Origin of the sequence: Variovorax sp. IB41, from assembly GCF_016405905.1 — a bacterium.
Taxonomy (GTDB): domain Bacteria; phylum Pseudomonadota; class Gammaproteobacteria; order Burkholderiales; family Burkholderiaceae_C; genus Variovorax.
The window spans coordinates 50,827-63,468 of record NZ_JAEFCB010000008.1 but is presented as its reverse complement, the minus strand read 5'-3'; the positions used below and the strand labels follow the sequence as shown (position 1 = coordinate 63,468).

Sequence of the window (12,642 nt, the reverse complement as noted above, 5' to 3'; positions counted from 1 at the left end):
GTCTCCTCGGTATTGAACCCGAGGAGTCTTGCGTGACTGCGGCCCGTTGCCATCCGTCAGACCGCGTGGTGCGGTTGCGTGGCTTTGCTTAATGGAAAACCCGAGGGGGCGCCTGGGAAAAACCGGATCGCCCGCCCCCGCGGGCCGTGAGAATGCCGCCACGTATCCGGAGAACTCCCACCATGTCCACCGTCACCATCCATCCCCAGATCCATGCTCGCAACGACGGCGCCTTCGTGCTGTTCGGCGGCGTCAACGTGCTCGAGTCACGCGACCTGGCCCTGCGCACAGCGGCCGAATTCGTGCGTGTTGCCGGCAAGCTGGGCATTCCCTATGTCTTCAAGGGAAGCTTCGACAAGGCCAACCGTTCGTCGATTCATTCGTACCGCGGCCCGGGCCTGGACGAGGGGCTGAAGATTCTCCAGGAGGTCAAGACCGAGTTCGGCGTGCCGCTGCTGACGGACGTGCACGAACCCTGGCAGGCCGCCCCGGTCGCCGAGGTGGTCGACGTGTTGCAGCTGCCCGCCTTCCTGGCGCGGCAGACCGACCTGGTGGTGGCGCTCGCCAGGACCGGCCGCGTCATCAACATCAAGAAGCCGCAGTTCCTGAGCCCGTCGCAGGTGCTGAACATCGTCGAGAAATTCAAGGAAGCCGGCAACGAGAAGATCATCCTGTGCGACCGGGGCACGTGCTTCGGCTACGACAACCTGGTGGTCGACATGCTGGGCTTCGGCGTGATGAAGAAGGTGACGCAAGACCTGCCCGTCATCTTCGACGTGACCCATGCGCTGCAGCAGCGCGAGGCGGGCGCCGCCGCGTCGGGTGGCCGGCGCGAGCAACTGGTGGACCTGGCGCGCGCCGGCGTGGCCGTGGGCCTGGCCGGGCTTTTTCTCGAGGCGCATCCAGACCCGGCGCAAGCCCGGTGCGACGGTCCGAGCGCGTTGCCGCTCGCGCAGCTGGAGCCGCTGCTCACGCAGCTCAAGGCATTGGACGATCTGGTGAAGTCGTTCCCGGTGCTGAATATCTAGGGCCGCCGCGCCTGCGTCGGCTGGCGCGACCAGTAGACGCCGTCGAGCCGGTCGAGCCGCACCTCGCCGCCGGTCGACGGCGCATGCACGAAGCGCCCGTCGCCGACGTAGATGCCCGCATGCGACGGCGAGGCATTGCCAAAGAGCACCAGGTCGCCCGAACGAATCTCGGACATCGCCACCGGCCGCCCGAACGACGCCATGCGCGCCACCGTGCGCGGCGGCACCTGGCCCAGGCTGCTGCGGTACACATAGCCGATGAGCCCGCTGCAATCGAAGCCGCCCTCGGGCGTGTTGCCGCCGTAGCGGTACGGCGTGCCGACAAGGCCCAGCGCGTGGATCGTGATGCTGTTCGATTGCTCGGTGGTGAGCGGCGGGATGTTGGAGACGGATGGCCTCTGCGGTGCGGGTGGGCTCGCGCAACCGACCATCAGCAGGAAGACGGCCATCGGGAGCAGTCGGTGCAGCGGCATGCGGGGGCGTGGCGTTGGCACGGTGGTGTCGGGCATGGGGTGATGGCGGGTCTTGTGGACGTGACCGGACTTTACCGGCTCGCCAGGATACGGTCCGACGCTCGGGACTTGCCTCTAGGCGCCCGGGTAATGCTCCGCCAGCACCTCCCGCACCATCTCCTGCAACCCCTTGAATATCTCTGCCACATCGACCGGCTCGCCATCCTCGATCCGCTTGGAAAGCATCGTCTGCGGAAACAGCAGCAGCGTCGTCTGCTTGTAGCGGATCGCGGGGTCCCTGCCGTACTCGTCTTCGACCATCCACCAGTCGTAGTTTTCCTGCGTTTCGATGAAGACCTTGCCGAAGGCCAGGCCCAGCGCCTGCAGCGAATACGTGGCCTCCGGCTCGACGATCTTCGAGTCGATGACCTTCTGCAGCGCCGCCAGATCGGCCGTCGTTCCCGACAGCGCAAGGCCCGTCGCTTCGGACACCAGTTCCGCCGCGTGCATCAACTGGTGCGCGATGGCATGAAGGTCGTCAGTGGTGGGGGTCTCGATTTTTTGTTCCATGGCGCGCGTCTCTTTTCGACTCGTTGGGATGGCCGGCACTTTGCCATGAAGTCGTGTCGATGGGCCAGCATCGTATGGCACGATCCACGCATGCCCGAGCCCTCACGCCGCATCCCGTACCGCACCTGGCCAGGCGCACTCGCGGTGCTGCTGGCCATCGCCGCCTACGTGGGGGGCCTCACCTTCTGGAACAACCGCACGCCCGGCGCGCGGCCCTTGCCCGTGGGGCAGACCGTGGCCGTCGGCCATGCCCGGTTCGAGCCCGCCAACGGATGGGAGATGGACGTGGCCCGCTCCAAGGCCGGCAGATCGTTGATGCTCTTCAAGGGCGGCCACAAGTTCCTGGTCACCACCGGTCCCTGGGTGGGCGGTCCCGATGGGCCGCTGGTGCGCCAGCAACGGCTCATGGAGCGCGGCCAGCACCTGGAGATCGACGGCGACGTCTCCGATTTCGTCACACCGTGGGGCCTGCAGGGCAAGACCTTCGCGTACTACGGATCGAAGCTCGCCGGCCGTTTCTGGCAGGTGGTCGACCTGCAACGCAAGTCGCTCGTGCAGATCGATTTCTACGGTGCCAGCGACGGCCTGAACGAAGCGATGGCCGAGGCCCGAAGCATGCTGGAATCGATGGACCTGGAGGCTTCGCCATGAGCGTCGGCGACACCCAGAGCCTCACCGGCCCCGAACAGGACCGCGGCGAATGGCCGGTGGGCACCGACTCGTTCTTCCAGCCGCAACGCGCGGCGTTCTGGCTGCTCGCGGCGATGATCGTCAACGGGCTCTTCTACACGGTCAACATGTTCTCCATGGGGTTCCGCGTGGTGCCCGTCACCGCGTTGCTGGGGCTCCTGGTGTGGGGCGTGTACACGCTGATCTTCGTTCTCGTCTTCCGCACGCTGGACCTGCTCGAGCAGCACCCGCCCGAGGCCTTCGTGCTGGCCTTCGCATGGGGTGGTTTCGGCGCGGTGTATTTCGCCGCGCCGGCGAACATGGCCATCCAGGGCCTGTGCGCCAAGCTGGTGTCGCCGGACTTCGTGGCGCTCTGGGGGCCGGCCATCGCGGGGCCGATCACCGAGGAGTTCCTGAAGCTCGCGGGCGTCGTCCTGCTGGTGCTGGTCGCGCGCAACCAGTTCCAGACCTACCTCTCGGTTCTGATCGTGGGCGCGATGGCGGGGCTGGGCTTCCAGGTGATCGAGAACCTCACCTACACCGTCAACGCGTCGATGCATTTTCCGCTCGAGAACCAGGTGGCTCCGGTGTTCCTGAACCTGTTCACGCGTGGCCTCCTGAGCGGCCTCTGGAGCCACGCGGCCTACACGACGATCGCGTCCTTCGGCGTCGCATGGTTCCTGTTGCACCCGGAGCGATCGAAGGCAACGCGCACTGCCGTGGCCCTCCTGTGCTTCGCGCTTGCATGGGCCATGCACTTCATCTGGAACTCGCCGTGGCTGGAGGACCTCTTCGACGGCGGCTACGGCGAGATGGCCGTGATGCTCGTGGTCAAGGGCATCCCCGCGATGATCGCGGTCGGGCTGTTTTGGCGCGTTGCCGCGCGCGAGAACGGCGCGTACCTGCACGCGCTCGCGGCCTACTTCGTGCCCGAGCGCGAACTCATCCGCGATGACGAATGGGTGCGCCTGGGCGCCCCGCTGCAGCGCTACAAGGTCCGCCGCGAAATGGGCTGGACTTTCGGCCTGCGCGCGAGGTGGCTGAAGACGCAGTTGCAGCGCGAGCAGTTGCGCCTCGTGCGCAAGGCGATGACGTACGGGCGCGGGGCGCAGACGCTGCGGCACGAGGTGGCGATCAGGCGGCTGCGGGCCGAACTGGAGCCGCTCGTCGCGGCAACACCGCGATGAAGCGCGGCGCCGACGCTGCCGGCAACTGACGGTTGCCGCCACGCGTGCCCCTCGCGGGCTCGGCCCTCGGGTTGCGCCCAACCGATCAAGGTGAGGCGGGCGATCGCCACGATCGTTCGCGCTAGATGCGCTTTGCCTCCCGGATGCTGCGCAGGAACGAACGGGTCCGGTCGCGCTGCGGCTCGGCGAAGATCTGTTCCGGAGGCCCCTCCTCGCAGACAACGCCGTCGCACAGGAAACACACCTTCGACGAAACCTCCCGTGCAAAACCCATTTCGTGGGTTGCCAGCAGCATGGTCATGCCTTCGTTCGCCAGGTCGCGCACGATATTGAGCACTTCGGACACCAGTTCGGGATCCAGCGCGGAAGTGATTTCATCGAGCAGCAGGACCATGGGGTCCATGGCCAGTGCGCGGACGATCGCAACGCGCTGCTGCTGGCCGCCCGACATGCGATCGGGATATTCCTTGGCCTTGTGCGCGAGGCTGAAGCGCTTGAGCAATTCCATGGCGCGGTCTTCGGCCTCGGCCCTGGGCTGCTTCAGGACCTGGATCGGCGCGAGCGTCACGTTCTGCAGGACGGTCATGTGCGGGAACAGGTTGTAGCCCTGGAACACGATGCCGATGTCGCGGCGCAGGGAGTTGACGTCCACGCCGGGCCCCGTGATGCGGTCGCCGTGCACCCGTATCTCTCCCGAATCGATGGGCTCCAGGCCGTTGATGCAACGCAGCAGCGTCGACTTCCCGGACCCCGAGGGACCGATGAGGCTCACCACCTGATGCTCTTCGACCGACATCGCCAACCGGTTGAGCACCGGCAGGTCGCCGTACGACTTCGAAATTTCCCGGATCTCGATAAAGGACATGTTGAAACTTTGTTAAGCGTTGCCCGCCCGCATGCGGGCGCGGTCGCGGCGGGCCATCCGCTCCACGAAGCGCGTCTGGGGGATGGAAATGACGATGAAGAGCAGCGCGACGGTGGTCGCGGCGGACAGGTTGTAGTAGTTCGAGGCAACGATCATCGATTGATTGAACGAGTCGACGACCCCGACCACGTTGACCAGCGCGGTGTCCTTCTGCAGCGCGATGAACGCATTGAGAAGCGGCGGAATGATCTGGCGCACGCCCTGCGGCACGACCACGAACCGCAGCGTCTGCATGTGCGACAGCCCCAGCGACCGGGACGCGGCGGTCTGGCTCCAGTGAACGCTCTGGATGCCCGCGCGATAGATCTCGGCGACATAGGCACCCACGGTCAGCGTCAACGCGACCACCACATAGGTCGTGAGCGACAGGTCCTTCAGGATGGGCACGCCCGTCAAGGGAAGACCGAAGCCGACGAGGTAGATCACCAGAACGGCGGGGATCGACCGGAACACGTCGACGTAGGCGGTCGCGATGAAGCGCAAGGGCTTTCCGGCCGCGCCGGGAGCGAACATCGCCAGCGCCACGATCAACCCCCAGACCAGCACGAGGACCTCCGCGATCAGGAAGATCTTCACGTTGACCCAGAACGCATCGAGGACCAGCGGGAATGTCTTGACGATCAACGGCACCAGGAAGAACGTCTTGGCGACCGCCTGGTTGTTGGCCAGCAGGAACTGAAAGCCCAGCACCACGATGAATTGCGCCAGCGTGTAGCCCAGCGCAATCCAGCTCTGCACGCAGGCGTCGGATCTCTCGATGCGCGCCGCCACGACATCCATGCGTCCCACCGCGGCCCGAACGCCCCGGCAGCGACGCAACGCACGCACCAGCGGCCAGGCCACGCAGAGCGATGCGATCGCCAGGGCGCCTGCTCCCACCGATGTCCACCAGCCATCCCAGGCGCTGCCCCTCAAGGCTTCACGCAGGGACTGGATCGTGTACCAGCTGGCCGCGACGACAAGGAGCACGCCCACCAGTGCAAAGGCAAAGAGCACCAGCGGCACTTTCGGCATGCCCCCGATGTTCAGGCGGCGCTCCTGCCCCGCGGCTGGAGGAGGCATTCCGGCGGACTGCTGCGGTGCGCTGTTCATGGTCGGGGTCTCGGGTCTCAGGGGTTGAAGACAGGCACTTTGGTGGGATCGGCACCGAGCGTGGGCGTCAGGTACTGGTTCGCCAGTCTCGCGAACGTGCCGTCGCGCTTCATCTCCTCGATCAACTTGTTGAAGGTCGGCATGTTCACCGAGTCCTTGTTGACGAGGCCACCCCAGCGCTCACCCGTGTCGTAGCGGCCGACGACCTCGAACATCCCGTTGGATTGCTTGGCGCGGGCCAGCAGGTTGGGCGTGTCGTACAGCACGGCATCGACCTGGCCGGCGGCGAGTGCCGCGTACATCGCGGCCGCTTCGGCAAAGACCTTGGGCTGCTCCACGGGCTTGACGTTGTCTGCAAGGTAGCCAAGGATGGTGGTCCCCTGCTTCACGCCGAGACGCATCTTCTTGATGCTCTCCTTGTCGGCCTTGACGCCGGCTTTCACGAGAATTCCCTGGTCCGAGCTGAAGTACGGCTCGGTGAAGTTCACCACCTTCTTTCGCTCGTCCGTGATGGTCACCTGGCTCAGCGCGATGTCGAAGCCCTGGGCCTGTCCGGTCAGGATCTGGGCGAACGAGCGATTCACCACCACCACGCGATCCAGGCCCGCGCGGTACGCCATGTTGGCGGCCATGCAGTACTCGAACCCGTCCTTGATCGTGTCGATCGAGTCCCCGTTCCACCACCCCGGCGAAGGCAGCACGGGCCGCACCGAAAGCGCGCCCGGGACCACCGTTTCCAGCTTCACCGAACCGCGCTGGCCCGTGACTTCGCATTTGCCATAGTCCGGTGCTGCCAAGGCCGTGCACGACACGGCGCTCACGATGAGTGCGGCAAGTACCGAAGAGATCGGCCGTGCGTTGGAAGTTGCTTGCTTGCGCTTGTGGAATTTCATGTCGGGGCTCCGTTGGTTGATTGGAATTGAGAGGCGGCAGGTTCGATGCCCTGATTCAAGCAGGCAGTGCCGCAGCGGGCTGCGCGATCCCGCCGTGCGGCTTGCCCGAGGCGACATCGCCCCACAGCACGGCATGGTCGCCGGGCAGCGCGCGTGAGTTGGGCACCGAAAGCCATAGCCGCATGAGCATGCGGTCCTCGCCGGTCTGCACGTTGTCCTTGAAAGCCGTGCGGCCGTGATAGATGACGTGGTTGTTCAGCAGCTGAATGTCGCCGGGCGCGAAGCGCATCTCGAAGCACTCCTCTTCGGCGACGTCCATCAGCATGTGGATGGCTTCCCACTCGGCATCGCTCAGTTTGCGGACACCGGGCAGCATCTGCGCGTTCTCGATGTAGGTCAGCGAGAAGTGACTCGTGAGCTTGCCGTCGCGCACGCCGAAGATCGGAAGATCGTAGGCCACATGCTCGCCGCCGGCCTCCTCGCCGAATCGGCTGCGGGGAATCGGTTTGCAAAGAAGGGCATGCAGATCGGGCCGGCGCTCCAGGATCCTGTTGTAGACGGTCGCGCTGCTGGCGAGCTTGCTGACGCCGCCTTCGGAGGCCTGGCGCACGCACAGCAGCCCGACCACGTCGCAGCGATCGGTATGAAAGCGCAATTGTCCCGGCGACAACGTGCGCGCACCCGAAGACAGGAACTGCTGGCCGTGTTCGTCGACGGTCGCCCCATAGAGCTTCGCACCCACGCCCATCCCCTCGTCCTTGATCTCGCGCATGACCTCGCCGCGGTAGTTCTGGAACATCGGCGTGCCCAGATGGGCACCGAAGGCATACCAGAGTCGGCGCAGCTGCTCCTGGTGGTAGCGGCTCACGTCGAGGCCGCGGATCTTGACCATGCCGGAGCCGTTCTCCAGCTCTTGGCGAACCTCGTCGAAGAACGCGGCGGCATCGGGGAGCGCGAAGTTCTGACGATCGATCCTGCGCCAATCGAGCCCCTCCGTCTTCTGCAACGCTGCATCGATTTGCGCCAGCACGATCGAGGGAAACTGTTTGACCCATCGATGGTTTTGGCCCATCTCAGCACCAGACCAAACGCAAGTGCCGTTCAGATAACTCGACTCGGACATGAACTCTCCAGAAAGATGATGTGGCTTTGTCTAACGATGTATAGACAGGCGCCGATGTTATGCAGCGAGTCGCGCCCGCCGCAACCGGGGCGGGGGCCAATCGAGGGCAAACACCTACCGAATGGCTCCATGATGAAATCCAACATTGGATCCAATATTGGGCGCGACGCACAAATTCGGGGCCTTTGTTTTCGCCCTGGCCTCCAAAGAAAATGTCGAGCAAGAAGCGTTCCAGATTGGATCCAATCCAGGATCAGTTCTCCCAGTTCCTCACGCTGCATCCAGGGAATCGCGCCGCGTTCGACGTCTGCCCTCCCCTTCGAGCGACGGATCCGAGATGGGATCTTCCGTAGAATTCCGCGCAGTTCATGGTGAAGACAACAAGGGAGTTCGAATGGTGGCCCAGGCACCGATCGGCGATCAGATCCTCTCGGCCGATTCCGTCACGGAATCCTTGCGGCAACTCATCCTGAGCGGTGAACTGGGGATCGGCGTGCAGCTGAAACAACAGGCGCTGGCCGAGCGCTTCGGCGTCAGCCGCATCCCCGTTCGCGAGGCGCTCAAGCGCCTGGAGGCCGAAGGCCTCATCGAACACCGCGCCCACCAGGGATCGACCGTTGCATCGCAGTCGATCAAGGACCTGATCGAGGCGCTGGACATCCGGATCGCGCTGGAAACGAGAGCGCTCAAGCTGGCGATCCCGCACCTGCGCCCCGCGAACCACCGCGCCGCCAGGGAAATCATCGCGCGCTACGCCGGCAGCGAATCGCCGCAGGAGTGGGCCGACCTGAATCTCGAATTCCACCTGACGCTCTACCGCCCATGTGGGCGCGACAAGCTGCTCAAGATGATCGAGGAGAGCGTGCGAGGCATCGCCCGGCACCTGCGGGCATTGCAGTCGCACAAGGTGGGGCGCAAGTCATCGCAGGCCGAACACACCCAGATCCTGAAGGCCTGCATCGCCAAAGACATTCCGCTCGCGGTGGAATTGCTGGAGAAGCACATCGAGCACACGCAGGCGGCGTTGGCCGGACCGTGACGGCGAGCGCCGCATCAACGCGCCTGCGTCATCACCGTGTCCCGGCTTGCAGCAAGGCCTCCGGCAATTCGCGCGACGCCGCGATCGCCTCGCGATCACGGTAGTCGCCGGGCGTGCCGCCGGTCCAGCTGCGAAAGGCGCGGTGAAAAGCCGCCACGCTCGAGAAGCCCAGGTCGACGGCGATGGCGATCAGCGGCTCGGTGCCTCGCGTCAGGCGAGAGATCGCGATGTCGCGCCGCAGCGCGTCCTTGATGTCCTGGAACTTCATGCCCTCGGCCTGCAGGTGGCGCACCAGCGTGCGCGCCGAAAGGCCAAAGGCCGCGGCCACATGCGCGATGTCACTGTCGAATCCGAGGTTCGCTTCCAGGAAGGTGCGCACGCACTGCGTCGTGCTGCTCTGCCCCACCGGCACGAAGAGCCAGTCCAGCGGCGCGCGCATCAGGAACCTGCGCAGCTCCAGCTTGGAATGCGGCTGCACCGGCCGGTCGAGGTACTTGAGGTCGAAAGCCATCGCGGTGTGCGGCTGGTCGAAGTGCACCGGGCCCGGAAACATGAAGAGATAGTCGGCCGCGTCGTGCGGCCGCGCGAAGCTGAAGTCGATGCGCGCCAGCTCGATGCGCGCGCCGATCACCCATGAGCACATGCCGTGCACCAGCTTCAGGTGCAGCTCCTGCACCAGGCGCGCGCTGCGGCTCCTGGGCGGATAGGCGTCCACGCGCACCCATGCATGGCGCTCGTCGCGGCGCACGGTGAACCGCGAGCCGTCGTCCAGCACGTGGTTGAACTGCGCCCAGCGCCGCAGCGCGGTGTGCAGGTTGGGTGCGTCGAGCATGAGGATGCTCAGTATCTTGAGCGTGCCGCAGCGCAGCGGCCGCGCATAGAGGCCGGGCATCTCGTCGTCCAGTTCGAGCGCGACGCCGCGGAACAGCTGCGAGAACTGCTCCTCGGTCACGCGGCCCGCGGGCTGCGCCATCAGCGCGGGCGAGATGGTGGCCTGGCGCAGCAGCCGATGCAGCGTGTCGCCCTCGAGCGCAAGGCCGTGCAGGAAGCTCTGCACGTAGGAGATGGGCAGCGTCGGCCGCTGCTCGAAGGCCTGCGCGCTTCGGTGTTCCTTGGCCGCGGCAATCAACATGGCGCGATATGCAAACGAAGTTGGCGCGATCCGAGAACACGGGTCGGGATGCGCTGGCTAGAGTCGGCTCCGACCCGAGGAGGCAGCAAGAGAGTCATCGGGTCGATTCCTAGAACAACTGAGAGACAACCATGAAACACACGCTCGATTCGGCATCGATCGCGCAGCCGCATGCGCGGCCGCATTCGCGACATCTGCATCTACTTTCATTCGCCCTCGCCGGCGCGGCAATGCTCGCGGGCTGCGGAGGCTCTTCGGACAACGGCAGCGGCTTTGCGCCCATCTTCGGCGGCGGCGGTGGCGGCAACAACAACCCGCCGCCGGCGCAGTTGGACAAGCCCTCGATCGCCCTGCTCTCCTCCAAGCCACAGTACGTGAGCGGCGGCGACGCACTGGTCGAGGTGAAGGCGCCGCAAGGCAGCAGCACGTCGCAGCTGACGGTGGCGCTGAACGGAAAGACGGTCACCGAACAACTCAGTGCCGACGATACCGGCAAGTTGCGCGGCGTGATAAAGGGTTTGACCGAGGGTGAGAACACGCTGTCGGTCACCGCGAGCGCGCAAGGCCGCTCGGCATCGGAGGCCAAGCTCGTGCTGACCAACTACGCGCAGACCGGGCCGATCCTGGCCGGCCCGCTGCTCGCGCCCTACGAATGCCGCACCGTCGAGTCGAACATGGGCGCGCCGCTGGACGCCAACTGCTCGGCCACGCGGCGCTTGGACTACTTCTACCGCACGGCCGCGGGCAGCTTCAAGCCACTGGCCGATCCGCTGTCGCGTCCGACGGATCTGGCAGAGACCACGACCATCGAGGGCAAGAAGGTGCCCTACATCGTGCGCGTCGACTCGGGCACCGTCGGGCGCACGATCTACCGCATCGGCGTGCTCGACGAGCCCACGGCCGACAGCGTGGACCCGGCCAAGTACAAGCCCAGCGCGGGCTGGAACCACCGCCTCGTCGTGAGCTTCGGCGGCGGGGCCGGCACGCAGTACAACCAGGGCGTCAACCAGGCGACCGATGCGCTCGCCGACCTGCAGCTCTCGCGCGGCTTCGCCTACATGATCTCCACCGAGCTCGTGAACGGCCAGCGCGGCAACGCGGTGCTGCAGGGCGAGACGCTGATGATGCTCAAGGAACTCTTCGTGGAGACCTACGGCGTGCCCAAGTGGACCGCCGGCAGCGGCGGCTCGGGCGGCGCCATCCAGCAGCTGGTGATCACGCAGATCTACCCGGGCCTGCTGGACGGCCTGCAACCGTCGCTGACCTTCCCCGACGGCAGCCTGCACGTGGCCGATTGCCGCCTGCTGGAGAACGTCTACAAGGCCGACCTGGCAACCTGGACCAACCCCAAGCGCGCGGCCGTGGACGGCTTCACCAACGGCACCTGCCGCGCCTGGGACCTGAGCTTCGTCAACACCATCGTCGCGACCAACGCGGCAGGCTGCGCACTGAAGGACACGACCAAGGTCTACGACCCGATCAACAACCCCAAGGGCGCGCGCTGCACCACCGCCGACATGCGCACCAACGTCGTAGGCCGCGACCCGGCCACCGGTTTCGCGCGCAGCCCGCTGGACAACGTGGGCCTGCAGTACGGCCTGGAGGCGGTCAACAAGGGCGCCATCAGCGCCGAAGAGTTCGTGCTGCTCAACGAGAAGGTGGGCGGCTACGACAAGGACGGCAACCCGGTGCCCAAGCGCACGGTGGGCGACCCGCTGGCCCTGCAGCGCGCCTACGAAAGCGGGCTCGTCAATTCGGGCGGCGGCGGCCTGGCGCAGGTGCCGATCCTGCATTCGCGCACCTACAACGACGCATCGGGCGACATCCACTCGCACGAGCGCGACCTGGTGGTGCGCGCACGGCTGCAGCGCGCCAACGGCCGCACGGACAACCAGGTGATCTGGGTCGGCCCGCGCACGGGCTACCCGCTCGCGTCGCTGTCACTCGACGTGATGACCGCCTGGCTCGATGGCATCACGGACGATCCCGCGCCACTGTCGATCGACAAGGTCGTCGCTCACAAGCCGGGCACGGCGACCGATGCCTGCTTCGACGTGAACGGCACGCGCTTCAACGAGTCGCCGGCCTACGGCGCCACCGGCATCTGCTCGGCGCTGTACCCGCTGCACGGCGAACCGCGGCAACAGGCTGGCGCACCGGCGACGAACGACATCAGCAAGTGCCAACTCAAGCCGCTGGCCGCCGCCGACTACGTGCCCACGTTCACGCCCCTGCAATGGACGCGGCTGAACACCGTGTTCCCGGACGGCGTGTGCGACTGGTCCAAACCCGGCGTGGGACAGGTTGCGCTCAAGGGCACCTACCAGAAGTACGGCGAACTGAACTGAGTGCCCGAGCTCCATCCGGCCCTCTCACGAGGGCATGGACGAGGGAATGGGGCTTTCGCGAGGCGATGCAGCAGCGTCGCCTCCGGAAGCGCAGCCGCTTCAGCGACCACCGTCGAGTCGCTGAAGCGACAGCGCTGGTGCGGGCAAACCTGAGTCGACGGACCCCACGCTGGCTTTCACAATC

Annotated in this window: 12 protein-coding genes; 5 read left to right on the top strand and 7 right to left on the bottom strand. The window is 65.8% G+C overall.

Going from position 1 to position 12,642, the window contains the following annotated elements; genetic code table 11:
• Positions 1-182: 182 nt before the first annotated feature.
• Positions 183-1,028 carry a 3-deoxy-8-phosphooctulonate synthase gene (kdsA, locus tag JC881_RS16335; protein WP_198786756.1) on the top strand — a complete coding sequence of 282 codons (846 nt, stop codon included), beginning with the start codon at positions 183-185 and terminating at the stop codon, positions 1,026-1,028.
• Here kdsA and JC881_RS16330 read toward each other — a convergent pair.
• Both JC881_RS16330 and JC881_RS16325 read right to left on the bottom strand, forming a co-directional pair.
• Positions 1,025-1,537 carry a C40 family peptidase gene (locus JC881_RS16330; protein WP_198786755.1) on the bottom strand — a complete coding sequence of 171 codons (513 nt, stop codon included), beginning with the start codon at positions 1,535-1,537 and terminating at the stop codon, positions 1,025-1,027. The genes kdsA and JC881_RS16330 overlap by 4 nt on opposite strands.
• A 78-nt stretch (positions 1,538-1,615) precedes the next feature.
• Positions 1,616-2,050 carry a DUF3806 domain-containing protein gene (locus JC881_RS16325; protein WP_198786754.1) on the bottom strand — a complete coding sequence of 145 codons (435 nt, stop codon included), beginning with the start codon at positions 2,048-2,050 and terminating at the stop codon, positions 1,616-1,618.
• Positions 2,051-2,140: 90 nt separating this feature from the next.
• Here JC881_RS16325 and JC881_RS16320 point away from each other — a divergent pair, with 90 nt between their 5' ends.
• Complete coding sequence (locus JC881_RS16320; protein WP_198786753.1) at positions 2,141-2,701, top strand: hypothetical protein; 561 nt, start codon at positions 2,141-2,143, stop codon at positions 2,699-2,701.
• Positions 2,698-3,906, top strand: coding sequence for a PrsW family intramembrane metalloprotease (locus JC881_RS16315; RefSeq protein ID WP_198786752.1), 1,209 nt, complete (start codon positions 2,698-2,700; stop codon positions 3,904-3,906). Before JC881_RS16320 ends, JC881_RS16315 begins: the two co-directional genes overlap by 4 nt.
• 121 nt (positions 3,907-4,027) lie before the next feature.
• Here the strand turns inward: JC881_RS16315 and JC881_RS16310 are convergent, their stop codons facing one another.
• Genes JC881_RS16310 through JC881_RS16295 form a run of 4 tightly spaced genes read right to left on the bottom strand, consistent with a single transcriptional unit; the run spans position 4,028 to position 7,939 of the window.
• Positions 4,028-4,771, bottom strand: a complete 744-nt coding sequence (locus JC881_RS16310) for an amino acid ABC transporter ATP-binding protein (protein ID WP_198786751.1) — start codon at positions 4,769-4,771, stop codon at positions 4,028-4,030.
• A gap of 12 nt (positions 4,772-4,783) precedes the next feature.
• Entirely contained in the window at positions 4,784-5,923 is a 1,140-nt protein-coding gene (locus JC881_RS16305; protein WP_198786750.1) for an amino acid ABC transporter permease, read from the bottom strand.
• Between the two features lie 17 nt (positions 5,924-5,940).
• Positions 5,941-6,816, bottom strand: coding sequence for an ABC transporter substrate-binding protein (locus JC881_RS16300; protein WP_198786749.1), 876 nt, complete (start codon positions 6,814-6,816; stop codon positions 5,941-5,943).
• 55 nt (positions 6,817-6,871) lie between these two features.
• Entirely contained in the window at positions 6,872-7,939 is a 1,068-nt protein-coding gene (locus JC881_RS16295; RefSeq protein ID WP_198786748.1) for a TauD/TfdA family dioxygenase, read from the bottom strand.
• A gap of 394 nt (positions 7,940-8,333) precedes the next feature.
• Between JC881_RS16295 and JC881_RS16290 the strand changes: the two genes are divergently transcribed.
• Positions 8,334-8,978: a GntR family transcriptional regulator gene (locus tag JC881_RS16290; protein WP_198786747.1), complete on the top strand. Its 645-nt coding sequence runs from the start codon at positions 8,334-8,336 to the stop codon at positions 8,976-8,978.
• A gap of 31 nt (positions 8,979-9,009) precedes the next feature.
• Here JC881_RS16290 and JC881_RS16285 read toward each other — a convergent pair whose 3' ends face one another.
• Entirely contained in the window at positions 9,010-10,110 is a 1,101-nt protein-coding gene (locus JC881_RS16285) for an AraC family transcriptional regulator (protein ID WP_198786746.1), read from the bottom strand.
• A 131-nt stretch (positions 10,111-10,241) separates the two neighbouring features.
• Here JC881_RS16285 and JC881_RS16280 point away from each other — a divergent pair, with 131 nt between their 5' ends.
• Complete coding sequence (locus tag JC881_RS16280) at positions 10,242-12,458, top strand: DUF6351 family protein (RefSeq protein WP_198786745.1); 2,217 nt, start codon at positions 10,242-10,244, stop codon at positions 12,456-12,458.
• The last annotated feature ends 184 nt before the right edge of the window (positions 12,459-12,642 follow it).